Source organism: Paenibacillus sp. 1SOY10 (genome assembly GCF_056836745.1).
In genome coordinates this window covers 1-25027 of the sequence record NZ_JBXENK010000012.1, presented here as the reverse complement: position 1 = coordinate 25027, position 25027 = coordinate 1, and the positions used below count along the sequence as shown (strand labels likewise).

The window sequence follows — 25027 nt, the reverse complement described above, 5'->3', positions numbered from 1 at the left end:
AAACTCCACTATTTCATGACGCTCTTTCTATTTCTTAACCGGAGCAAGTAATATGCCCCAGACCATACCAGCAAGGATAGCAGCGAGATCCACAATCCAGCCTGCGCAATTCCTTGGTATAAGGAATCCCCGGTTTTAGGTGTGCCATTCCCGGAGTGACCTGCCTGGTTGCCTGGAGAAGCTGGCTTCTCCAGATCATCGCCACTGCCTGCTCCAAGCTCGTCATCCTCTGTTCCCTGTCCCTCGTTCTCAGCATCAGGAGTGGATACGTTGCCGCCGCCCTGATTGTCTGTGTCTCCACCAGTCCCGCCAGAATTTTCATCTGGATCATCATTTGGATTACCAGGTACTACCGTTCCCGGAATCGTTGGAATACCTGGCTCCTCCTCAGGCTCATCATTAGGCTTTCCTGGCTCCTGAGGGAGAGATGGCTCTTCAGGCTCAGAAGGTGTGGAGCCACCAGGATTTGACGGTGAGGTGATGATGTTCTTAGTATTGGTAAAGGCAGCCGTCTGCACTTCATCCGTTCTAATCACACCGGAGTCTCCCGTACTCGTCGTTCTATAACCTTCCTTGGCATAGTCTTCCTCAGTCACCGTATAAGTGGTGTCTTTGGGCAGACCTTGAATCGCAATGCTCTCCCCGTGAGCCAGCGATACCGTATCCCCGCTCTGAAGTGTTCCGTCTGCAGCTCCCCCAATTCCCGTATAAGCATACGTTCCGGAAGCACCCGCAAAAGTAACGGTAAAATCAAACTTCTTGCTTTGGTCTCCGGCGTTGCCAGTCACCGTTTTGCTAATAATCAAGCTGCCTGGTTTATCCTTGGTATTTGTATACGAGACGGTCTGAGTATCATCAGCGATGATCTCTCCAGCAGCATTCTGACTGACCGTAGTATAACCTTCGGCCGAATAATCAGCTTCGGTTACGGTATACGATGCATCCTTAGGCAACCCCTTAATCTCAATACCTTCACCATGAGCTAGAGAAACTGTATCTCCACTTTGCAGGACTCCGTTCCCTGCCCCACCTGAACCCGTGTAGGAATAAGTCCCGTTCGCTCCATGAAAGGTAACGGTAAAATCAAACTTCTTGTTCAAGTCCCCGTCATTTCCGGCTACAGTCTTAGCGATAGCCAGATTTCCGGCCGTACCTGTTATGAAGTTAGCCACAGTCAACTGGTTTGAGCCTGTTCCTGTCTTGCCATCAATGGAAGTGGTAATTTGACTTCCAGTGGTTGAAACGATGACCTCATGCTCTGTACTGTCCAAAGTATATCCAGCAGGTGCAGCCGTTTCCCGGAGTACATATTTCCCATCCAGGATCACCTTCAGTCTGAGCGTACCACTTGCTGTTGTGATACCTTGGCGAATGATGGTACTTCCATCTTCGGAGAACAAGGTGAATTCTGCTCCTGACAGCCCTGTAGTCCCATCTGTCTTGGTGATTTCGAGCCAGCCGTTTCTTTGCAGCGTGGCTGCCGCATCTGCACTGCTGATGGCATAATTCACCGCGTTCACAGCCGTATCTACATTGCCGCTCGACAAGCGAACATGGTTAGTTACTGTACCTGATTCACCCGTGATGTCAGTCACATAAGTGAAGCGAAAAGCCTTACTGGTATCTTCAAGAATGAAGCTTAGTACACGACTCTGATTGTCATACGTTACGTTCGTTCCCAAGGTCAGCGGAATGACCGCACCTTCCTCCAGCGTACCATCCGGCTTTAAAGTCATTTCCTTGGCTGTGATATTCCCATCAATCAGCAAGTTCCCTTGAGCATCTGTACGCAGATCCAAACCTGTTGGTAGCGTATCCTCAATGGTCTCGCCGATATCCTGAAGCTGATAGGGATTGTAATCCACGGTCCAATGGAGTGTGCCTGCTTGTGGAATCGTGTTGGATTTCTTAACTAGCTGGCTTGCAATGGAGACGCTTTGATTGACCCGAACCCCATTACTCCAATTAGCAGCAGACAAATTCAGTTGATTGGTCATGGAAGAATTTTTGTTATTATCAAAATAATTTGCAAGCGTTGCATCCGTTGGTTTTGCCTTCACCAAAATGACGTAAGGCTGATCCAGCGTAGCAAAGGTAAAGGTGGCTGTTCCGCCTGCCACATTCGCTGCTTGCAGTAACACCGGGTTGCCAGTGGCGTCAACAGAAGCTACGTTGCCCTTCGCTCCTGCAAATGCAAGATAGGACTGGCCTGGCTCGATGTCTACGAACTCCCAGCCTGTAGGCAAGGTATCCGTTACAGTAATCTCGCCCAACACTTCATCATCTGCGTTCTTCACGCTAGAAAAATCAAGACTATCCGCATTTACACTAAGCCGGAAAATCACTGACTTATCGGTGTAATTAAAACCTTCTGCCGCAGCTCTCGTGCGATTATTGACCTCGGTTATCGGATCAACAATCGCTTCTCGCTTCAGTAATTCCTTAGCCAGCAGACTGCTCTGATACTCTACATCAGCGGTGTTATAGTTTAATTGGGTCGTCCCGCTGTATAACATCGCGGTGTTGTATACGGTGGACGTTTTATTTCCTGCGTAAATATCCGGGTTTGTAATCAAACTGTCAAAGCTAAAGCTGTTTGGGACAGTAGTAGATAATCCCGAAAATTCCAATAAATCAGCTACTCGCTCTCCGCCCTGCTCAATCGCAATGACATTCAAGCTTCCAAGACCAGAGGCAGTAGCAAAACCGCCTGCATATTTTTGATCGTAACGTGGGGTCAGATCTTGTTGGTTCAGGCCAGCAGGAATGCCTGTTACCTGATTCAGGTCAATGCTGTTACCATAAACCAGCAGATCATAGACCTTCAGTTCCGGGATAGGCTGACCTTTTGTATCCACGTTCACCGTCCACTTCACCTGACGGCTATCACGATCTACTACACCAGATTTGCTAATCGCATTAAAACCGATACCTACAGTTTCACTATCCTGTGGAGTGGTTCCGGTTCTTCCCGTCCAATCCACACTTGCTGTATTTCTAAATGTTATTTCTCCAGTGGTATGGTCAGTGTTCTCCACCTTAGTGACGATAGTCAGTACCACCTTCTCGCTCACAACAGTCGCAGGATACGTGTAAACCCCACCCACTGGCCCAGCAGCAACCGGGGTATCGACATTGCCTGTGGTCCACTTGGCAGACTGCCATTCCAGACCTTGCGGCAACGGGTCTGTGATCGTCAGGTTTTCTAATGTAGCCCCCATTTGATTCGCAGTGATTGTCCAGGTGATGGTACGATTGCTAGGGTCGTAAACGCTGCCGTTATTGATGTATTCGTTGTCTGCTTTACCCGTCTTCTCTATCCATTCAGGTGTAAAGGAGACCCGGAACGAAGGCGTCTGTACAACTTCATCCTGTTGATTTAATAGTTGAGCTTGATTGGAAACACTCTGAGCGCCTCCGGCATAATACTTTTCATCCGGAATCGTCGTCTGGAACGTGATGATTTGCTCACCCACCGAAGGATCTGCAAAGGTATGAGCTAGTTCAGTCCCCGTCACATCAGGAGTTGTTGGAGCTCCGTTAACTTCAAAGGAACCGGGAACGTACTCTCCAACCTGAGCCAGCTCATCTTTGAAGGTGTAATCCTTCAAATCAATGGGGTTCCCGGATTGTGTGGCGCCCACCTTGACCTCCCAAGTGATCCGTTTGTTCGCCAGATCCGCAGTTCCGTTCTTGGACGAGGTATAGATAATTTCTGCTGGCGGCACGTTTACGGTGTAGGTCTTGCCGAGAATCATAACGCTGTGATCCCCTTCGTCTCCACCGTTACCGCTGGCATCATACAGCAATTCAGCATTAAACCGGCCTACGACCGTATTAATTCCGGTGGTGCCATCAAAGACCTCGTCATCGCCGTCAAAGACAATATTGGCGGTGACCTCCTGGGTATTAGCATCCGTTACAAGCTCAACATGGGCTACCGGAAGACCGCCAAAGGTTAGTTGGAAGGAAGTCCCCGTAACCACCGTAAAGGCTTTACTGAGCTTAAAGGAAGCCGTATCTCCTTTCCTGATCGGATTGGCCGGAGTAGGTTCATCCCCCTCTACAGGCACTCCGAAAGAGATTGACACCGAGATCGGGTCTGTATGACTGATCTTGTCATTTACAGTAATCTCCTTGCCATTCTGAGTGATACTGGCGGATAAATCCGTCAAAGCAGATGACTTATCTGTTGCAGCTAACGCCAAAGGCAGCGTGTAAACCGCATCGGTCACTGAATAGACCGAATCTGTTACCGTGGGGGCATTTTCAGAAAATGCCGCATGGGAAGGAAAAACCATACCGATGAGAACAAGTAAAGCCATTAACCCGCTCATCCATTTTACCCTCATGACTTTCATTACTTTAATTCCCTCCTCGCTCTAGTTAGCGGCTCGCCAGACTGCTCCAAGCTAAGCCTAAAAAACTTCCTGTCGAACAGCATAACAAGGGCGGGATTAGAGCGCTTGAAAAAGCCAACCAGAAAACATAGAAAATTTTCTGAGCTAGGAAAATATAATCATTTTTTGAACTCTGCCGAGAAAACAGCAAGATTCAAGCTGTGCAGTGATATAATCACTATAAAAGGTGAAATATCCGTTAATTTGTGACATTTCATAGACAACTTACCTTCATATAAATTTTTTTCAAGAAAGGAACAAATGTGTGTGAACCCAAATACAAATATGAATTTAGGCTATTTACTCGATGAATTGATTAACATTGCACAGAAGCCTAAAACCGATTTTGCCATCAGCATGAATATGACACCTAGTGGACTCAGCAAAATTTTAACTGGTAGCCGTTTGCCCTCCCTGAAGGAAAAGAAGTTGTTTATCCAGCAAGCCGCCGATTATTTTGCCGAAAGCATTTATTCCCATGGCTGTTACCTGAAGCTCATCAACTTGTTTCCAGTCATTTATAATTTTAAAGCGATTGATGACTTGCGTACTTTCTTGACCTATGCCCTTGAATTCGCGCTCGATAACGACACCGCCGGGGCCCATCAGATTAATCTGGAGTTCAACAAACGAGGATTTTTCTATCTGGGTACCACACCTGTGCTCAATATGCTGTGCATCATGTTATCTCACTATATCAACAGCAGTCCCGATGAATCATTGGAGGTATATAGCACCATCCCCACCTATGATCCCGCATACTCGGACATTCTGCTCAAGACCTTATTGATCAATCCCAACAAATGCACGCATGTCACGCTAAATCAATTTTTTGATGGCTCAATTCACGAATCTTCAATAAAAGGGAAGGGGATTTCCCTCAACTTTATTACATTCAGTCAGAGAGGGTTCAAGTTAAATCTTTGGTCAGCCGCTGGCGATTTGGGGCAACCCTTTCTTCTATTAAAAGGAAAACTCCTCTTCATGTTCGATTCTCAAATTGATGGAACTCCATTGTTAGTTCCCATCATTCATAGAAGCTATCTGAATTTGTTCTATAACAGTTTGATGAATAAGGATATTCAGAAAATAAGTTATGGACGCGATGAGGTTATTGAGTATTTGCACAATAATGGCGAGGCTATTTCACAGATTTTAGAACGAGGAATTGATAGTGTATACGCCTTTTTACCCATAGCCTACCTGCTTGAGAAGTATGAAATTCAGCTTATGGGACTAGGACAGGATATGGCGGATTTTGTTTGGCAATTACTTCAGAGTCTCCTGAATAAACAAACTCAGATTTTCTTTTCACGTAAAGACCTGGATGATTTCCCCTTATCAGGTAAGGTGCTCATTCCCTTTCTAGGTACGTATTCGGTTGCTAAGGAGCAAAGAATTGAGTATATGCAACGCTTGAATACCCATTTACAGGCTGATGAGCACGGAGCAAAATTCAAGATTATTAACAGCAAGCTTAGTAAATTAGCTATCATCTACATTGAGGAAAAATGTTTGATCTACAGCTTCGATGATGAATACGCCATAGAGAAAGTTCACATTTTTAATACGGATAAAGTAAAGCCCATGCTTGACCGCTTGTTGCTCCCAAACCAGGCCACAGCCTTGAAATTCTCTGGAGAGTTATGGCAAGCCTATCAGGAGGATCTGCTGAGCAGGACTTACGTGTAGCCTGCCGGGCCAAAATAAAAATCGCAAGCTCTGAATGAATCATTCATCGAACTTGCGATTTTTTAGATTAAAGTAAGCTGTTAGGAACCGTAAGAGCAGCAGTAGTCTGTTACACTACTCACCTCAAGCTTGAAGGAAGAGTTGGCTGGCACCGTGAACGTTCCGCGTCCGCTGATCTCTCTCCATACGGCTTCGCCGGGGAGCTGTACCTTCAACTCTCCAGACAGGATATCCATCACTTCCAGAGAATCGGTACCAAATTCGTATTCCCCGGGGAGCATGATCCCCAACGTCAGTTTATTTCCATCCGGTAACCAGACGGTCCGACTGGTCACTTTACCATCGAAATAAATGTTGGCTTGTTTGTCTACGGTCACATTTTGCAATTGTTGCGTCACGTTCCCCTCTCCCTTCGCTCTTACGATATTTTAGCTCAATTGAGCTTTAACATGCTTCACGACATTTTCTACAGTAAAACCATACTCAGCAATCACCTTGTCGCCAGGCGCCGAAGCACCAAATTTGTTGATGGCGATAATCGAACCCTTCTCACCTACGAAGCGGTCCCAACCAAACGGATGAGCCATCTCTACGGCTACACGGGCTTTGACCTCAGGCAGAATAACCGAGTCCTTGTAAGCTTGATCTTGCTTGTCGAACAGGTCCCAGCTCGGCAAGCTGACTACACGGACATGGATACCTTCTTCAGCGAGTGCCGCTTGTGCCTTAACGGCAAGTTGCACTTCAGAGCCGGTTGCAATGATTTGGGCCACGGCTTTGCCATCCTTAGCCTCCGATACGACATATCCCCCACGTTTTACCCCTTCACGAGCCGCTGCTTCAGTAGTGTCCAGGATCGGGAGATTTTGCCGGGTCAGTACCAGCGCTACCGGATTCCCCTGATTCTCTACCGCATAGGCCCAAGCTGCAGATGTCTCGTTACCATCTGCCGGACGAATGACCGTCAGGTTCGGGATGATCCGAAGCGAAGCCAACTGTTCAATCGGTTCATGAGTAGGTCCATCCTCACCGACCGCGATGCTGTCATGTGTCAGAACATAAGTTACTGGCAAGTTCATCAATGCGGACAAGCGTACTGCCGGGCGCAGGTAATCCGTAAATACGAAGAACGTACCACCGAATACCTTAAGACCGCCATGCAGCGTAATTCCGTTCATTGCAGCCGCCATGCCAAATTCACGTACGCCAAAGTACAGGTTACGGCCATCACGAGTATCCGGCGTGTACACCGTCAAGTCGTTCAGATGCGTCATGGTCGAGCTTTCCAAGTCGGCCGAACCACCAAGCAGTTGAGGAACGCCTGCCGCAAGGCCATTCAGTGCCTGACCGGAAGCTACACGAGTGGAGACCGCTTTGTCAGAAGCCGAGTATTTAGGCAGCTTGGCATCCCAGCCAGCAGGTAATTCTCCAGCGATGGCTTGCTCGAATTGGGTAGCCAGCTCAGGATACTGCGCTTTGTATTTGGCAAAGGTTTCTTGCCAAGCCTGGTAAGCCGCAATACCACGTTCCTTGACTTTAGCAAAATGCTCACGGACTTCCTGCGGAACATAGAAATCCTCTTCATATACCCATTTGTAGAAATCCTTGGTCAGCTTGGCTTCATCCGTTCCAAGTGGAGAACCATGCGTCCCACCGTGACCGCCTTTGCCTTGCTTGTTCGGACTGCCATAACCGATGACCGTCTTCACTTCAATCAACGTAGGACGATCGCCATCTGCCTTGGCCGCTTCAATCGCAGCTTCAATCGCCGCCAGATCGTTGCCATCCTCAACAAGCAGCGTTTGCCAGCCGTAAGCATCAAAGCGTTGTCTTACATTTTCCGAGAAGCTAAGATTTAGTGTACCGTCAAGGGTAATGTCATTGGAGTCATAAAGGAAGATTAATTTGCCGAGCTTCAAATGTCCAGCCAAAGAAGCAGCTTCACTCGCCACACCTTCCATCAAGTCGCCGTCGCCACAGATTCCATAAGTATAGTGGTCAACTACTTTGAACTCACCCTTATTGTAAGTTGCCGCAAGTTGTGTTTCTGCCATCGCCATACCTACAGCCATGGCCAAACCTTGACCCAGTGGTCCAGTCGTTGCGTCTACCCCGGCCGTATGCCCAAACTCAGGGTGACCTGGCGTCTTGCTGCCCCATTGGCGGAACTGCTTGATTTCTTCCAAAGGCAGATCATATCCACTCAGATGAAGCAAGCTGTAGAGGAGCATGGAGCCATGACCTGCAGACAGGACAAAGCGGTCGCGATTGATCCATCTAGGTTCATCCGGGTTATGATTCATCGATTTGGCAAACAATTGATATCCCATCGGTGCGGAGCCCATCGGCATCCCCGGGTGACCGGATTTTGCCTTCTCAATAGCATCGATAGCCAGCGTACGAATCGTTGTAATTGACAAATTGTCAATGGTGTTGTTGTCAGAAAGTGGCATTCGTTTTCCTCCTTAAATGTAAACCTGCTTTTGAAAATACTGAAAATTTACGCGGCGATTACAAAACATTCATTTTGAAAAAATCATTTTGACTTTATCTATTGTACCACTTCAACCACCCGTTTTCCATACCATTATTCCAACATTTCCGGACTTATAGCCCTCTCTACGATATGGAACAGCCCGGCATGCCATGCAGCCGGGCTGGTGGAGCAGCGGCGCCGCGCATAGGCTAGCGCCGCCCCCGACGCTTGGCCTCAAGCAGGCGGCCAAGCCGCTCTTGGCCGGGCGCAGACTCCGTCTCCGCGCCGGCCTGCCCTGCCGTCTCCTCCACAGGTGGAGACGGGGCCCCGGTCCGCGCGCCTGTGGCCGCGGACCTTGCGTCCGCCCCGCTACGCGGCGGGCGGACCTCCTGCGGCGCCTCCGCCGGGGCGCCGCTTGCTTCGCTGACCTCGCGCACGCGGTCAGCGCTACCGCTACTGCCGCCGCCATAGAAGGCGGCAGTGCGGGACTTGCGGGCCGCCAGTCGGCCCAGCCCGCCAGGCTCTGGCGGCGCGGCAGGCACAGCGCCGCCTGCCGCGGGCCGGGCGCTGCGCCGGACCGGCCGGCCGAGCCACTCCAGCAGCCGGCTCCATGGCACGGCCAGCCGGCGAACAGCAATATCGCCAAGCCACAGCAGCAAGGCCAGGATCAGCAGCAGCCGATCCCAATTCTCCAGCTTGCGGTGGGGCTGCGGTGCGAAGCCAAACGCCGCCTCCGGTGCATCCCAGGCCAGCAGCCTGCCTCCGGTCAACTCGGCTACTGCTTCCAGGCGCTCACCAGACAGACTGTCTGTAGCCAGACGGTACTCCGGCGAATAGGGAATGACGAACCCCGTACTCATGCTGCTAGTCGCCTGCTCACCTTCCTCTACACTTTGTACATGAAGCAGGAAGGAACCTGGCTCCGTCACCCTCATATTACCTTCATAAATCCCCGGTGATACCTGGCTTAAGCGAAGTTCTGTCTCCTCGCCATTGTTGCCGGTCACCTTTCCGGTGAGTTCACGCGGGTAAGGCTCTCCCGCAGCTCGTACCGTAAAACGAACCTCGTCTCCCGTGTGAGCCGTCTCCACCTCGAAGGCGGAGGAGGAGAACTGTGGGAACGTCCATTTAACCATGTCGGTGAACAGCCCCGCATAACCGGACCAGGCGACCCAATCTCTGGACCATTTCCCGGTCAAATCGCTCGTCCATGCTACCGTTCGACCTGAGCCGTATTGCCATCTGGCCAAGAGGGGGTCCGGCTCCGGGCTCGACAGTACCGTCTGAGCCGTAGATTTCGGGGTAGCAGCGACATAACCGTATATTTGCGGCAAGCCGCTCTGGAACCAGGAGCTCCAATCTCCAGGTTGAACCTGCGCCGGAACAAAGGGCTTGTCTACGATATAGGTTCTGGCAATAATGGTCGCCTCACGGCTAAAGATCGCCGGAAGCGTCGTCTCGTCCTTAACCAGATAGTAACGTCCCTTGGCCCCGGATGCCAGAGTTTGCAGCAACTGCACATCGGCATCATCGCCGACAGCCACCGTCGACATTGTGATTTTGCCTTCCACCATGCTATCGATCAAAGTCTGATAAGCCGAATTGCCCGCCGACTGACCATCCGTTAGCAAAATAATATGTTTGCGCTGCGCCTCAAGCTCCAGCATTTTGCTTGCAGCCTGGGACACCGCTGGATAAATATCCGTTCCTCCACCGGACGGAATGCCATGGATGCGCGAAATAACATCTTCCTTGTCAGCAAGCTTCTGCGGCTCTACCACCCACCAAGGCTGATCGTCAAAGGCGATAACTCCCACCGTATCCTTCTCACGCAATAGTTCCACCGTACGGATCGCCGACTCCTTCGCAAGCCTCAGCTTGTCGCCGTCCATGCTCCCCGAGCGGTCAATGACAAGCACCAGCCCCAGGGATGGAATTTCTCGCTTACCTGTAAGTTCCATCGATACCGGCAGCAATCGCTCGATCGGTGTCTTGAAGTAGCCCCCCATCCCGAAGCTATCTTCGCCTCCGACCATCATAAAGCCAACACCATAGGAGCGAACAGCCTGCTCTATCAGATCCATCTGACGTCCGCCTACCTTCTCACCGGATACATTGTTGAAGACGATGCTATCATAAGCGGCATATTTCGCCAGTTCGGAGGATAACATGCCCGGGGCTACAACAGAATAATCGACTAACCCCGCTTGCAAAGCGTTCTCCAGATTAGCCGAAGTCCCCGGCTTCCCTTCTACAATCAGCACCTGGGGAGTCCCGGTCACCCGGGTAAAAGCATAATGTGCATTATTGGCCGACTGCTCGTCACCCTCCAGAAAAATCTCGGCCCGGTAACGATGCAATCCCGGCTCTCTCGCCAAGCCTTGCAAGGAATAGCGATTATCTCCCCGCTGCAGGGTAACCGCATGTCGGCCGATTTCGCGATTATCCTCATATAGCCGAAGCTCACCGCTACCGGCATAGGTACTACGAACAAGCACCTCGAAAGCGAACGACTCGGCAGGATACAGCTTCTCCGGAACAAGGAATTCCTCGATAGACGCATCATTCTCTTCCAGCGCAGGAACGGACAGTACATCGACGACAATGCCCCTATCTTTGAGCAGCTTGGCCTCCTCCAACACGGCTCCAACGTTTTCCTTACCATCTGTAACGAGAACCACTCTGCGGTTCGCTTGCCCCTGGAACAGACTCCCGGCCAGCGATACCGCATGCTCAATATTTGTGAACTCCCGGGATACCTCATTTTGGCCCCATGGCGGAATTTCCGGTGCTTCACTCAAATGTTTATCAATAACTGTATTTAATCCAAATGAAACCGTCGCGGCTAAGTCACCATTGTCCTTGGCCTTTACGGCCTCCCCGACCCAATCATCAATCGGGGCCGTAGATGGAACGCTGGCCGAACGATCGGCAACAAACACAATCTCCTTAATCAGCACCAGGGTAAAGGTATGGAATCCAGCCAAAATGAGCACTAACAGCACGCAAATTGCCGTACGCAAGCCAATGGCCCATTTCCTTCGACCCCCACTCAGCCTGAAGTCTTTACGGTAAGCGTACACCGCACCTACTGCAAGTATAGGCAGCAGAAGCAGCAGCCACGGATGATCAAATTGAACGCCCACGCTGGTACACCCCCCATTCCCCCAGAATAACCAATAAGGCCAGTAATACGATCCATTTGACTAGTGGGGCGGCATCGCGCTTCACCCCTTCGCTATTTGCCTGGGTCAACGGACTTGCGGGAGTATCGTCGTTACTCTGACTACCCTCGGCCTCTGTGTTGACATCCGTCTCCTGGCTTCCTTCACTACCCTGTTGCTCCACTCCGCTGCTCGCATGCTCTGCTCCGGCTTGCAGCTTCGCCGCTAACTGCTCCGTCGGAGCCGTCTCCGACTCCAGGGGATCAGCGGTGACCTCCAGCAAATATCCAGGTTGCTCTGTGCCGTCGCTTCCCGTAACATCCAGCCTCCACAAGCCAGGAATACCCGGGGCCTGTTGGCTGGAAGAAACAGCACCACTATTTAGAAGAACGGCCGGGACTGGCTGTGCTTCTGCCGTCCGCGCATAACCATCCATCGCCGTCCATACGGCAGATGCCGCATCCTGGGCTACAGGAATGTTCATCTCTGTTCCAGCCGCTGCTCGGCCCAGTCCGGTTCTTAATCCGGACTTGAGCCAGGCTACCGCATTATCAACCAGAACAGGAAATTCCGGTTTAAGTGGCAGATCTCCGTCCTCCAGCCTGAACAGGAAGACCAGCTTCGGCCGACCGTTCTCGGTTCCGGCATAAGCTGCCGTCTGTCCCCCTACCGTGAGAATCGACTTAGCCCAGGGAGGCACCTCTGCGTCGATTAATCGGCCTGCCGGGGGCTCCTTGAGCTGCAAATAACGGGTGACCGGGTGCTTAATCGTTTGGGTGTCTGCGCTTTCCAGCGCTATGCCTTGCTCACCCTCGCCGATCATCCACAACGGCGTCTCTGCGAGCAGCTTCGCCCAAGCCCCACTCTTCGTATAGGATGGCAGCGAGCCTTCAATCACTACCGCATCAGGCTTGCTCTCAGGCAAAGCAGGGGCAGCAGGGGCAGCAGATCCCCCTTCTCCACCGTTTGGCGCAGTCGCAGCAATTCGGGTTATTTTCGCGCCCGTCAACTGCAAAGCCTTCTCCAGAAACAAGTTCCCTGACGAGATAAGCCATACATTGGCATCTCCCGCCTGCTCCCGGAAAGCAAAGGCTTCATTGTCAAGGGAATACGCATCCTCAGCATTCAGGGACAAACGGTACACCTCAGCGGATGACAACCCACTGAACTGAACAGTCATTCTCTCTCCTTGCTGAACCGTCAATTCGCGAGAGGCAAGCAATTTGCTATCTCCGTAAAGGTCCAATATCAAATTGCGAGCCTCTCCGTCGTTACGGATAACAGCTACTCCGTGCTGGACTCCTTCGGTTGCTCCATTCTCCAGCCCTTCGCCTTCTTCCGTTCCAGACGAACGCTTAACCCCAAACTGCTCAATCGCAGTGTTGTCCTGTCTATCTGCACCAATGGGCATGATTTGAACAGGCACATCAAAAGCCACTGCTCCAGCGCCAATTCTATCCGGCCAACGCGTATCCGTAACTAACAGCACTTTGGCCTCTTCCCCTCGGGTCAAAGCTGCCGCGAGTGACAACGTTTCGCGGTAAGCCGCGCTCCCGTAGTCTATAGACAGATTATCGATCACGCGGGACAACGAGGCAGTGTCCCTTTCGCGGGTCAATAGCACTTCAGGCCTGTTACCCAGCCGAATTAAGGTTATTTCTTCGCCCGCTCCAGCTTCTCGGACATAAGTATGAAGCTGCTGCTTCATCAGATCCAGCTTGCTGCCTGACCCGGAGTTGCCGGGATTGTCGGAGGAAGCCTCCAGGGATACGGTAGCGCTCATGCTGGCCGAGGTATCGGCAATCAGGACGGTATGCCCCTGATGCTCCCCGCTTCGCCATAGGAAAGGCTGCATCAGCGCAAGCACCAGCAAGGCAGCGGCCAATAACTGGAGCCAAAGCAAGAGCCGATTCTGCAGCTTCTGCCAAGGACGGTTCGCTTCCATATTCAAAAGCACCCGTCGCCAGAGCAAATGGCTAGATACGGGTGTATCGATATAGATACGTTTGAACAAATATAAAATGATGATGATTGGAAGAGCCAGCGCAAACCAGAGACTTATCCATGATCCGATCCCCATATCCGCCTCCTCCTTCCTCAGTGATCTTTATGTTTCTTGAAGCCCCCGATCGCGTTACCCGCTCTCAATTTCCAGAAGCTCCTGCTCCACGCAACATGGCAAATACCGCCTGCTCCACCGGCCAATCCGAACGAATTTGCACATATCGTGCGCCTAGCTGGGCGCAAGCTTCCTTCAGTTCATAGGTGTACTGCTCGACTTCCCGCTCATATGCTTTGAGCACTTTACCACTCATGGCAACCTCCTTACCGCTGCCTAGTTCACTATCAATCAGCCGCAGGTCGCCACTATACCCTGGAGCAAGCTCTTCTCCCGATACAATCTGCACCAGCACCGGCTCTTGCCCCATCGCCATAAGCCTGACAAGTAAGGCCCTCATTTCCTCCGGACCACCCTCCAGCCAGCAATCTGAGAAAATCCAGGCCATCCCCTTCTCTCTGGGACGGACCTGAACCTGCCGTAAGGCCTCTGCCACGTTCCCCCCCGTTAAGACGGAGGCCTCCTGCAAGAACTTGAACAACCGCGAGCTTGCGGCTTTCCCCCTAAGTGGAGGCAGCTTGTCCGAAGGACGATTCCCAAGCAGCAGCGCCTGCACCTTATCCTCGGAAGAAAGGGCCATATAACCTGCGGCTGCGGCCAGCCTTTTGGCCATATCCAGCTTCTGTCCAAAATTCATTGAAGCGGAAATATCCAGATACAGACTTAGGGTCAGTTCCTGCTCATCCCAGTATTGACGAATGAACGGCCGGCCCGTGCGGCGGTACACTCCCCAATCGAACCTTCTAATATCATCACCTGGCGTATACTCCCGGTAATCAGCAAATTCAAGTGAAGCACCAAGCTGCCCGGAGCGTCGCTTGCCCTGCGTAGTGCCGCGCACATGCCGCTTGGACCGGATAGACAAGCGCTCGAGCTTGGGTAACATGGACGGCGGTAGCAGGGAAGCCGTCATTTCCTGTTCTCCAGCAAGCCAAGAATCTCCTGTATTACATCATCCGTAGCAATACCTGACGATTGGCCTTCAAAGTTCAAGAAGAGCCGATGCCGCAGCGCAGGAATAGCTACAGCCGCAATATCTCCCGTCGACACATGCATCCGTCCCTTGCTGACCGCTCTGACCTTGGCTGCCGATATTATCGACTGAATACCACGCGGCCCGGACCCGAAGCGTACGTAGTTGCGCACCATCTCCGGTGCACCCTCCTCCTCGGGATGGGTCATCATTAGCAGACGGATGCCATAATCCAACACCTCGTCAGCCAGCAGAACCTCTCTGGTGGCCTGCCGAATGTCCAGCAGTTCTTGCGCAGAGGCTGCCTTGTCTGCCGATGGCATCAGAATGGAGGTGGTTCTTCGTACAATTTCCTTCAATTCGTCTTGAGAAGGATAACCGACATGAATCTTGAGCATGAACCGGTCCAACTGGGCTTCAGGCAAGGGGTAAGTTCCTTCCTGCTCCAGCGGGTTCTGCGTGGCCAGGACGAAGAACGGCCGCGGCAGACTCCGCGTCTCCCCGCCCACCGTTACCGTCTGCTCTTGCATCGCTTCCAGCATTGCACTTTGGGTCTTCGGTGAAGCTCGGTTAATCTCATCGGCGAGGACGATGCTGCTAAATACCGGACCCGGCTGGAACGTCATCTCGGCACTCCCTTGCGGACCAAACGAGATGACATTGGTACCGGTGATATCACTTGGCATCAAGTCGGGTGTAAATTGGATACGTGAGAAGGATAATTCCAGCGTATCGGCTACCGTTCGAACGAGCGCTGTCTTCCCAAGTCCCGGAATGCCCTCCAGCAAGGCATGTCCTCCTGCAAAAATGCACCACAGCATCTGCTCAACGACATCCTCTTGTCCGACGATGACTCTGGCAATTTGCTCGCGGACACCCGCAATCGTATCACTCCATTTTTTCACTTCAGCCGTTGGCTCCAACATCAACATTCCCCTCTCTTCTCACGCGCTTAATGGCCCGGATCAATCTCGGTAAAATAACTCTCTACCAAACCTTGCAGGCTCTGCGGAAGCTCACCTCGGTTCAAAGCCCGCTTCGCCTCAGCTTCATAATCGCTGTACACCTCTTCATAAGGGCGGCTCGCTCCGTCAAACACCGGGCCCTGCCCTCCCTTCTGCACTTGGCCACCGCTGGTAGGGCCATTATCCACTTCAACATTGCCACCGCCTGATGAGCCTTTACGAGGGGTGGTCACCAGCGACCGGCTACCACTACCGAGTCCCGCACCAGCGCCTTGGCCCTGACCTTGTCCCTGGCCTTGACCAGCCCCTCCACTACCTGAGCCTTGACCACTGCCGCTTCCCTGACCACCTTGACTTTGGCCGTTGCCTCCTTGGCCAGAACCCGGACCTTGACCTTCCATGGCGCCATTACCTTCGCCACCTTCGCCTCCCGGTGAACCTCCGCTACCGGCTGCCGAAGCCCACTGCTCGGCGCTGCCGCCCATCGACCAGGTATCCGATACCGGGAATCCCGCGGCGGACATCTCTTCCGCCAGTCCAAGCCCTTGCTGCGCAAGGGCGGAGGCCAGATCGGATGTCGCTGCCGCCTGAGACCCGCTTACTCCGGAAGACTTCATTTCCTCCTCCAGGGCCGCTGCCAGCTCAGACAAGTCGATCTCCGCACCACTCTGGCTCTCGGCTATGTTCTGCGCCGCTTTGCGGAGCGCTTCAGCAAGCTCCTTGGACTGCTCACCTTCCTGAGGCAGTTGCTCAGCTAATTGTGACAACGCCTCCGCAAGTTGTTCCTTCTCTTCAGTAGATAGCTTGGGAAGCTGCTCCTTCAGCTTGTCAAGTTCCTCCGAAAGCCCCTCAGCATCTTGCTGCTCCAGCGCTCGAGCAAGACCTTCGAGCTTGGGCGTCTGTCTCCAGGCATCAAGCCACTCCGAACGCTGCTGCTCTTGTAGCTCCTGACGCTCCGCCATCTCCTGCAACTGCTTCATGCTCTCTTCGAGCGACCGCAGAGCTTCCTCCGGCTGCTTCGCATTAGCCAGTTCTTGGCGGAGCTTAACCAGTTCTTCCCTCAGAGGCGCCTTTACAAGTGGCTCCAGCTCACTTGCCTCCAGTTCTTCCAGACTCTTGTCCGTCTCCTCCAGTTGGGCTTGGATCCAAGCCTGCTGCCGCCGCTCACGCTCAAGAATCTTATCCATTGGATTAGGCACCAGCACCAAAGCTGCAGCAACCATGGCAGCGCAACAAGCTATAATGAACCTACGACGAGGAGGCACAGGCAGAGGCAGAAAGTGCTTAAGCTTCCGTACATACTCGTCACCGTAGGCTGCCGCCTGCTCCCGCTGGAGTCGTGCAGCATAGCTATCGTTCCCGGCGAAGGACAACGCGGTCACCATCGCGTCCTGCCGCTCCCCTTCATCTGTACGATGATCCATAGTTCTTGCAGCAAGTAGCTTGGGCACCGGACGCAGCAGCCCCCACACGCCTCCGGTAATGATACACAGCAAGCCACTTAACGCGGTGTACAAGCCAAGGTAATGAATTGGCCACAATCTTCCCGCCGCAAGCCAGAGCAAGATCAGGGCAAGCGCGGCAAGACTGCCGTACCCGGCCCCGGATAACAGACGAATCAGCCGGACTCGCCACGTTACTTTATTCAGTTGCTGATGCAGCTTCTCCATGCCTGTCTGTTCCATGGACCGATGCTCCTTCCGGGAAAATCATATTATTTTCGTTCCTTGAACACTTCAGATTCTACCTTCTTCATCATTTCCGGCTCCCCGGGCGTAGTGGACACGCCCTCCTGAGTTCCGGCCTCACTATGCATTACAGTGGTCTGAGCCAAAGAGCCATCGCTCCGTTTGGAACGCCGTTTAGCCCGCACCGGACGGATTTTAAGGATAGCAATCCACAGCGTTAGCAGAATTACAACACTATAGACCAACAAAAATTGCTGCCAGAGCTGAATCGGTGCAGTAGCCTGGAGATTGCTCCCTTGCACCAGAAATACTTCCTTCGAGAACGAAGGCTCAAATATGCTGATTAACGCCCCTGCCGGATTCAGCCCGAGCAGGTAGCCAACCCAGGAATATGCACGCGGCGGCGCTCCTGACCCATAGTAATTCGCTTGATCAATGCCCAAGGCGAAGAGATAGGCTAACCCGGTGAACAAAAAGATGGCAAGCCCAACCCCATAGGTCATGATTACCGCCAGAATCGTTCTCTTAAACAACGTGGAGAAGCATACACCCAGCGCTCCCAGCAAGAGCATGATAAACAGATAGAACAGGAATACCGAGGCAAGCTGCCCCATGGATACCCCGCCGTACAGAAATACGATGCTGTACACCGGGAGTGTGGCCACAATGATCAACGCCATGAAACTAAGCGATGAAGTCAACTTGCTCAGGATGATTGCCGCCGAGCTTTGCTGTGTGGTCAGCAGCATGTTCAGCGTTTGCTTCTCACGTTCACCGCTAATTACACCCGCAGTAAGGGCTGGCGTCATGAAGGCAATTAATACAAGCTGCGCAATGCTGAGCGCATAGAACATCATTCGGCTTGTCTCCGAATCGATTCTGGATGTGCCCATTCCCGCCGTCAGTACATAAATAATCCCCATGGCCAGCAGCCCCGTGACGAGAACATAAGCAAGGACTGTAATTGCCGAGCGGGCCGAACGCATTCGCAGCCTGAATTCTTTGTCCAGCACCGGATTCATCACTATGCTACGCCAGTTCATGCGCTCCGCCTCCTTTTGTAATCTCCAGAAATACGTCTTCGAGATTGCTCTGTGCTTCGTGGAACGAGATCACCTGGAAGCCTGCCGCAAGAATACCAGCTAGCAAAACGGCCTGCTCGGCATCCCCACCATCGAAATGGACATGCACCCCGGTCTCATCACACAGTACCTGACTGACATGCAATTCATCACGCAGGCGCTGCGCAAGCTCCTCAGATCGGTCCAGAAGCCGGATATGCAGCACTCTCTTGACCCGCAGCCGATTCTGGATATCGGCGACTTTACCTTGGGCCACCATTCGGCCATGCTCAATAACTCCGATTTCATCCACCATCTCTGCCAGCTCGGGAAGGATATGGGACGAAATAATAATGGTCTTGCCCATCAGCTTCAGTTCCTTGAGAATCTCCCGCATCTCGATTCGCGCACGCGGGTCCAATCCGGAAGCCGGTTCATCCAGAATCAGCACATCGGGGTCATGAACCAGACAACGGGCCAGACATAACCGCTGCTTCATGCCTCGTGAGAGGCTGTCTACATAAACATCCCGCTTGTCGCTCAAATTGACCAGTTCAAGAAGCTGGGGAATCAGTTGCTCACGTTCCGCCCGGGGAATTCCATAGCTCGCCCCGTAAAAATGCAAATACTCGGTGGTCTTGAATTGATCGTACACCCCGAAGAAGTCCGGCATGTAACCAATTCGCTTGCGAACCTCATGAGGATATTCCGTCACCTCATACCCTCCCACCTTCGCAGAACCGGAAGTCGGAGCGAGCAGCGTCGCCAGGATGGACATTGTAGTAGATTTGCCCGCCCCATTGGGTCCCACAAATCCAAATACCGTCCCTTTGCCAATGGAGATGTTCACATCTTTCAGCGCAGCAAAGTTACCATACATTTTCGTCAGATTTTGAATTTCAATCATGGAGCCACCGTCCCTCTCAGCATAATCTCGGGCAATTGGAAGGAGGTCCATTCCGTGGTGGTATATTTCACCTTGACCGTCCCGCCCTGAACGTAATGCTCGGCAGCCTCAATAATGGCAGCTTCCCATTCGCCTGTATGCTCGTTCCAGACCTGCATTCCAGCATTATTAGGGAAGGTGGACCGGATTTGAATTTCCTGATATTTGATCCGCTCGTCTGCTGGCAGGACAAATTCCAAGATGACCTCTCCCGCAGACATATTGACATAATCGGTCCGTTCCCTGTAAATTTCTGTCGCCGTACTGCTGGCGATATCGGGAAGAATCATGCCAAACGGAATATCTACCTGTCCGTTCAGCTTGAAGTTTGGCTCAAAGGGCTGAGCCCACAGATTCAAATAATCCGTTTGGGGCTGCTTGCCATCGACCTTGTAGCCGTCCCCTTGATCAGGAGCAGCCGTGCTCCAGGCCAGGAGCGCATATCTTCCGTAACTTCCGGAAGCCTCCATATATCGGTTAATCATAGCTCGTTCCCGTTCCTTCTCCTCGTAAGAAGAGCCTCGGGAGTACCCGGAGTAGGGAAAGAGGGCCGATCCGTAGTCGCTGTTGTAGGCAGAAGTGAACGCCGCAGGAAGCTGAACCTGACCTCCACGTGGCAGCTCGCCCAGCGCATAAACCTGGCTGGCCGCAACAATATAAGCTTCCTTCAGATCACTGCTGGTCTCATTTGTCACCGTTCCTTGAAGCGTTCCTTGACTATCGAATGACACGTCAATCTGTAGCTTGCCGGTATTCAACGACTCGGGATGCTCCATCCACAGCTTGGCCATCGACCGAGGCGTCATCTCGCGGAGCGTCAATTCAGTCGCCTCCGCTTTTACCCGGAGCAACTGACGATTGCTACCGCCCGCTTGACCGCCAAACGGATTGCCCTCACGCTCAACCAAAACCCGGGTTCCCGCAGGAAGTTCAACCTGATAAGTGCCAGCCCGAGGCACAAACAAAGCGGAGGAAGCCGATTTGACCGCTTCTCCCTGTCCGTCAAGCTCGATAATGTTCAACGTATGTGAGCGAATATCGCCTCTGCCACTGGTACCCGCCAGATAGATCGATACACTGGCAATAATCGCGATAAGTGGTATGAGACCCCAAGCCCACTCCCTCCGATCAAACCTCTTCAACACGAAGTACAGAAGCGGTGCAACCAGAACGGCATACAGCACCAGCATCCAGAACAGCAGTGAAAACGGCGGCGGTGTTAGTGATGGAAAATAATCTAGTACATAGGAAAATCCGCTCATTAAATTCCATTTGGATTGCCCTCCGTGGAGCATGCCCGTTCCCATAAAGGGCTCGCGCAGAATTTTGGTCCACAGGTCAGTATGACCACGCCAATGATACACGGGGTCCATGGATATATCGTAAGCCGCATAGATGACATTTCCTTTGCCCACGGACTGCGAGGCTACCAGAGGCAACCCATCCGAGGACATCACGCTCTCCGCTCCCTCCTTCAGCACTGCCGAAGATACGGGGAACGGCTCGGCAAGCTTCAGCGGTTCACCGGTTGCCTGACTGAACGCGGTCAATTCATTTAAATCTGCGTTGCCCTTAACCTCCACGGGAGCCATGTCTTCAAAGCCCTTGGACGTCTTGGCATACCCTTGTCCACCGGCCAGAACGAGACTTCCTCCTTGTTTGACCCAATGACGCAACGCTTCAATCTGCTTCTCCGACAAGGTATCTGCCGGGTAGTTGTTCATCACGATAACATTCAGCGTGGATAATAGAACTGCATCCTCCGGCACCTGCTCTTTCCCAAGTGGAGCCACTACAGTATTTTGTCTATTCCCGCTGGCCGTCATAAAATTCAGGGTATCCGGGTCAGCCGCCAGAACACCAATCATCAGGCTGTCTACTGCTGCGCCTTGTATGTAAGCACGGCCGGTGCTGAACGGAATATACTTCCCTTTTTCCACCGTTCCCTCGTAAAATTTGATACTGTTGTTATCCTTGCCATAGCTATTGCCCAGCACGGCGAACTGAACAGTCTTCGCCTCCCCTGCTGTCAAATCCACTCGCTCAACAAAGGAAGAGGACGTCCCTGTATACGGGTTGTCTGTCTCTACAACCAATTCCCCGGAAATATCCCTGTCACTGAGCAATTTGACTGACAGCGGTCCCCATTCGTTCATGGTAATTTTACCGCCGTAGCCCAGCTCGGATTCTACTGTCAGTTTAGGCTCGGCCGCTTGCACCGTAAGCGGCGCTGAAACCCCCAGCAAAAAGCATACTGTCAGCAGTACGAATACCACCTTCAGCATGAGTCCCGTACGCCTTGATTGATTCGATATCGATAAATGCACGCATTCCTGCCCCTCTCCAACTGAATTCTCATTTCTGCACTTTTTCTTGCACTTATTGTCATTATAACGTATCTGGACTCCCTAAAGTTTCCCTGCCAAAGCCTACCGCTGCCAGATGGACATGCTAACTACCTTAGACCTGCCTGCGGTTTATTTTAGAAAAAGCCCCGGGACAAGCGAAACTTCCACCTGTTGGCCCGAGGCTAAATCCATGGTTTGCCCTACAAATTAATTAAACACGACAGTCTTATTTTGATGCACGAGAATACGATCTTCAATATGCCATTTTACGGCTCTCGCCAGCACTACACGTTCAATGGTACGCCCAATCCGCTTCAATTCCGAGACATCATCCCGATGACTGACACGCTGAACGTCCTGCTCGATAATCGGGCCACCATCCAGTTCTTCGGTCACGTAATGGGCGGTAGCGCCGATAATTTTCACTCCCCGGTCATAGGCCTGGGCATACGGCTTCCCACCCACAAAAGCAGGGAGAAATGAATGATGAATGTTAATAAGACGATTGCGATACGGTTCAATCAAAGCCGGCGACACAATTTGCATGTATCTGGCCAGCACAATAAGATCTACTTTACCGTTAACAATATCCAGTTGCTGCTGCTCCGCCTCCCGCTTGGTGCTAGGGGTTACCGGAATATGATGATAAGGAATACCGAAAGATTCCACGTATTCCCGCATATCAGGGTGATTGCTGACCACCATCGTAATCTCGGCATCCAAATCACCCGCCTGCCATTGCCAGAGCAATTCGACCAGACAATGGTCCTCCTTGGATACGAAGATCGCGAGCTTCTTCTTGCGGCTGAGTTGATGAATGTTCCACTGCATATTAAACCCTGCGGCAACCTCATCAAAGTCCGCACGCAAGTCCGAAATCCGATCATCCAATGCTTCCAGGTCAAATTCCACCCGCATAAAGAACATCCCGCCTTCGGGATTCATCGTGTACTGATCCGATTGTACGATATTCGCACCATGCTCATGCAGAAAGCGGGATACTGCTGCCACAATACCCGGTCCATCCGGGCAAGATATTAACATGCGCGCACGGTTGTTTTCATAAGGCTTAACGGGTTGTCTTCCCGTCTTCGTAGGTGTATCCATCGTTTGCATATCCCCCTGCCATCTATTCTGTCATCTACGATCCTTGGGCAAACCAGGCCACCAGCCGGTGGTTAATCTCTTCCTCAGTACGGTCAGGGAACAAGCCTGCCCCCATGACTACATCATATAACCGTTCCATAGGTTCTCTTGGGTCGGCCTTCTTGGCTTTGGCATCATTCTTGAGCATATGCCAGGTGTCCAGCACGTAGGATCGTGCTCCAATTCCCTCTTTAGTGAAGAAATCAGCTAACCGTTCCACATCATTCAGGAAGGCCTCACCAAAACGTGCTTCCACCTCACCGCGTAACAAGGCAATTTCCACCTCATACATCGGACGCTGCGTTTTGGGGTCCTTTCCAACCCAAGGTGTTTCCAGGATGAACGGACGACCACTGAGCGCTTCATGATGCACCACGCGCTGAATCGCCTCAAAGCCAATCCAACCGGAGCCGATCGGCGTATGGCGATCCTTCCCTGCGCCAACCGGATTTTTACTGTCATTTACGTGCACAACTTCGATCCGTCCTAATCCGACCGTATCGTCGAAATGACGCAACACGCCATCCAAATCATTTACGATATCATAACCCGCATCATGAATATGGCAGGTATCCAGACATACTGTCAGCCGATCGTTATGCTGCACCTTGTCAATAATTTGCGCGAGTTCCTCGAAGCTGCGCCCCATCTCCGTACCTTTGCCAGCCATAGTCTCAAGCGCAATGCGAACCTCGGTTTCCTGGGTACCATTCAACACTTCATTCAAGCCTTCCGCAATCCGCGCTACGCCATATTCAGCATCCTTATCTGTAAAGGCACCGGGGTGTAATACGATATTGCGTACGCCAATGGCATGAGTACGGCGAATCTCCTCTTGCAAAAAATCAACCGCCAATTGATAAGTGTTCGATTTATAGGAGCCGAGGTTAATGATGTACGGGGCATGAACAACGATCTCGCCGATTCCGGCCTGTTCCATCGCCTGCTTTCCCTCTACAATATGCATCGAGTCAATCGGCTTGCGCCGCGTATTTTGCGGTGCTCCGGTATATATCATGAAGGAAGTGGAGCCATATGAAGCTGCCTCTGCTGTCGCACTAAGCAGACCCTTGTCCGAAAATGAAACGTGAGAACCAATTTTTAACATATATATTTCTGCCTCCTTTGGGACGGTAAATCGCTAAACATCCCTTATTTTAGCTTGAATGCTGAAATAAATAAAGAAATAAGGTATAATTTCAACAGATTAGCTCATTTTTGAAATAAAAAGCGAATTGATCTTCGAGGTGATGACGGTGCTACAAGGTACATTTGTTTTCCTGATGGCAACTTCTGAGGGACCCAGCCGCTGGTTCATGAATAGCATCGCTTTCTGGGGTTTTGTGTTGCTGGGCATGATGGCCATTGGCGGTTTCTTCATGTTCCGCAAATTTCTCAAAGTGCTGCCCAAGGCGGATGGCATGTCCAAGCTGGACTGGCAAAATCACTGGGTCGAACAGAGCCGCCACCTATGGACGGATGAAGCCAAGGCTTTCCTCGACAAGCTCGTTGAGCCCGTGCCCAGCCCCTTTCGCGATATCGCCAAGCATTCCATTGCGGCTGAAATCGGCAAGACCGCTCTTGAGGATAACGCCTCTGAGGTAACACAGGAGCATTGTATCAAAGGATACATCATAGCCACGCCCAAGCGCGACAACAAATTTTTGGTACATTTCCTGGAGAAGAATCAGATCGACTATCAGCCATATCGTCATTTGCTGAACAAGTAAACCGCAATCCTGTGAACATACCTTATGAATCTACATGACTACATGATAGAAAAGGTGCTGCTTTAGAGCGTACAGACTCTAAAAGCAGCACCTTTCTCTTTTTTATACATTACAACCTGCAAACGTACCGCTCTCCACGACACGTAACAAAATTATATACAACAGCCATTCGAACACACGGCCTCGTTCTTCGATGAACAGGAAATCCTCCAGCTAATTATGGACAAATCTCTCTATTTTGCGATTTAGCGGGAAATTGTCCTGTTAATTCTCCCGTTTCAGTCCTAAAAGCCCATTATCGGCTAATTTATAGGGAGGT

15 protein-coding genes are annotated in these 25027 nt (G+C 51.8%); 2 read left to right on the top strand and 13 right to left on the bottom strand.

Annotated elements, in window-relative coordinates:
• Positions 1-8: 8 nt before the first annotated feature.
• Complete coding sequence (locus AC1VOR_RS20310; protein WP_482620543.1) at positions 9-4361, bottom strand: DUF7601 domain-containing protein; 4353 nt, start codon at positions 4359-4361, stop codon at positions 9-11.
• Positions 4362-4667: 306 nt separating this feature from the next.
• Between AC1VOR_RS20310 and AC1VOR_RS20305 the strand changes: the two genes are divergently transcribed.
• Positions 4668-6092 (top strand): hypothetical protein, encoded by a 1425-nt coding sequence (locus tag AC1VOR_RS20305; protein ID WP_482620541.1) that lies wholly within the window; start codon positions 4668-4670, stop codon positions 6090-6092.
• Positions 6093-6172: 80 nt separating this feature from the next.
• Here AC1VOR_RS20305 and ppnP read toward each other — a convergent pair whose 3' ends face one another.
• From ppnP to AC1VOR_RS20245, 12 genes are all read right to left on the bottom strand, one after another.
• Complete coding sequence (gene ppnP, locus AC1VOR_RS20300; protein WP_482620539.1) at positions 6173-6490, bottom strand: pyrimidine/purine nucleoside phosphorylase; 318 nt, start codon at positions 6488-6490, stop codon at positions 6173-6175.
• A gap of 30 nt (positions 6491-6520) precedes the next feature.
• A complete protein-coding gene (gene tkt, locus AC1VOR_RS20295) occupies positions 6521-8545 on the bottom strand; it encodes a transketolase (protein WP_482620537.1) in 2025 nt (674 codons plus the stop codon).
• 232 nt (positions 8546-8777) lie between these two features.
• The gene (locus AC1VOR_RS20290) at positions 8778-11714 is read right to left on the bottom strand and encodes a VWA domain-containing protein (RefSeq protein ID WP_482620535.1); all 2937 of its coding nucleotides are present in this window, start codon (positions 11712-11714) and stop codon (positions 8778-8780) included.
• Positions 11698-13812, bottom strand: a complete 2115-nt coding sequence (locus AC1VOR_RS20285) for a vWA domain-containing protein (protein ID WP_482620534.1) — start codon at positions 13810-13812, stop codon at positions 11698-11700. The genes AC1VOR_RS20290 and AC1VOR_RS20285 overlap by 17 nt, the downstream gene beginning before the upstream one ends.
• Before the next feature lie 64 nt (positions 13813-13876).
• On the bottom strand, positions 13877-14764 hold the full coding sequence (locus tag AC1VOR_RS20280; protein WP_482620532.1) for a DUF58 domain-containing protein: 888 nt from the start codon (positions 14762-14764) through the stop codon (positions 13877-13879).
• Complete coding sequence (locus AC1VOR_RS20275; RefSeq protein ID WP_482620531.1) at positions 14761-15750, bottom strand: AAA family ATPase; 990 nt, start codon at positions 15748-15750, stop codon at positions 14761-14763. Before AC1VOR_RS20275 ends, AC1VOR_RS20280 begins: the two co-directional genes overlap by 4 nt.
• 26 nt (positions 15751-15776) lie before the next feature.
• The gene (locus AC1VOR_RS20270) at positions 15777-17474 is read right to left on the bottom strand and encodes a phage tail tape measure protein (protein WP_482620530.1); all 1698 of its coding nucleotides are present in this window, start codon (positions 17472-17474) and stop codon (positions 15777-15779) included.
• Positions 17475-17503: 29 nt separating this feature from the next.
• On the bottom strand, positions 17504-18520 hold the full coding sequence (locus AC1VOR_RS20265) for an ABC transporter permease (protein WP_482620528.1): 1017 nt from the start codon (positions 18518-18520) through the stop codon (positions 17504-17506).
• Positions 18507-19445 carry an ABC transporter ATP-binding protein gene (locus tag AC1VOR_RS20260; RefSeq protein WP_482620526.1) on the bottom strand — a complete coding sequence of 313 codons (939 nt, stop codon included), beginning with the start codon at positions 19443-19445 and terminating at the stop codon, positions 18507-18509. Before AC1VOR_RS20260 ends, AC1VOR_RS20265 begins: the two co-directional genes overlap by 14 nt.
• On the bottom strand, positions 19442-21811 hold the full coding sequence (locus AC1VOR_RS20255; protein WP_482620524.1) for a DUF7408 domain-containing protein: 2370 nt from the start codon (positions 21809-21811) through the stop codon (positions 19442-19444). The genes AC1VOR_RS20260 and AC1VOR_RS20255 overlap by 4 nt, the downstream gene beginning before the upstream one ends.
• Before the next feature lie 228 nt (positions 21812-22039).
• Entirely contained in the window at positions 22040-22939 is a 900-nt protein-coding gene (gene purU / locus AC1VOR_RS20250) for a formyltetrahydrofolate deformylase (RefSeq protein ID WP_482620522.1), read from the bottom strand.
• A gap of 34 nt (positions 22940-22973) precedes the next feature.
• Positions 22974-24086, bottom strand: a complete 1113-nt coding sequence (locus AC1VOR_RS20245; RefSeq protein ID WP_482620520.1) for a deoxyribonuclease IV — start codon at positions 24084-24086, stop codon at positions 22974-22976.
• Positions 24087-24228: 142 nt separating this feature from the next.
• On the opposite strand from AC1VOR_RS20245, the gene AC1VOR_RS20240 reads away from it, so the two are divergent.
• Complete coding sequence (locus AC1VOR_RS20240; RefSeq protein WP_482620518.1) at positions 24229-24708, top strand: DUF2621 domain-containing protein; 480 nt, start codon at positions 24229-24231, stop codon at positions 24706-24708.
• Positions 24709-25027: the final 319 nt, after the last annotated feature.

Excerpts from the sequence above, each read along its gene's own strand:
- AC1VOR_RS20270 (WP_482620530.1), bottom strand. The coding sequence starts at position 17,474 with ATGGAACAGACAGGCATGGAGAAGCTGCATCAGCAACTGAATAAAGTA.
- tkt (WP_482620537.1), bottom strand. The coding sequence starts at position 8,545 with ATGCCACTTTCTGACAACAACACCATTGACAATTTGTCAATTACAACG.
- AC1VOR_RS20245 (WP_482620520.1), bottom strand. The coding sequence starts at position 24,086 with ATGTTAAAAATTGGTTCTCACGTTTCATTTTCGGACAAGGGTCTGCTT.
- AC1VOR_RS20285 (WP_482620534.1), bottom strand. The coding sequence starts at position 13,812 with ATGGGGATCGGATCATGGATAAGTCTCTGGTTTGCGCTGGCTCTTCCA.
- purU (WP_482620522.1), bottom strand. The coding sequence starts at position 22,939 with ATGGATACACCTACGAAGACGGGAAGACAACCCGTTAAGCCTTATGAA.
- AC1VOR_RS20260 (WP_482620526.1), bottom strand. The coding sequence starts at position 19,445 with ATGATTGAAATTCAAAATCTGACGAAAATGTATGGTAACTTTGCTGCG.
- AC1VOR_RS20310 (WP_482620543.1), bottom strand. The coding sequence starts at position 4,361 with ATGAAAGTCATGAGGGTAAAATGGATGAGCGGGTTAATGGCTTTACTT.
- AC1VOR_RS20265 (WP_482620528.1), bottom strand. The coding sequence starts at position 18,520 with ATGAACTGGCGTAGCATAGTGATGAATCCGGTGCTGGACAAAGAATTC.
- AC1VOR_RS20275 (WP_482620531.1), bottom strand. The coding sequence starts at position 15,750 with ATGTTGGAGCCAACGGCTGAAGTGAAAAAATGGAGTGATACGATTGCG.
- AC1VOR_RS20240 (WP_482620518.1), top strand. The coding sequence starts at position 24,229 with ATGACGGTGCTACAAGGTACATTTGTTTTCCTGATGGCAACTTCTGAG.
- AC1VOR_RS20280 (WP_482620532.1), bottom strand. The coding sequence starts at position 14,764 with ATGACGGCTTCCCTGCTACCGCCGTCCATGTTACCCAAGCTCGAGCGC.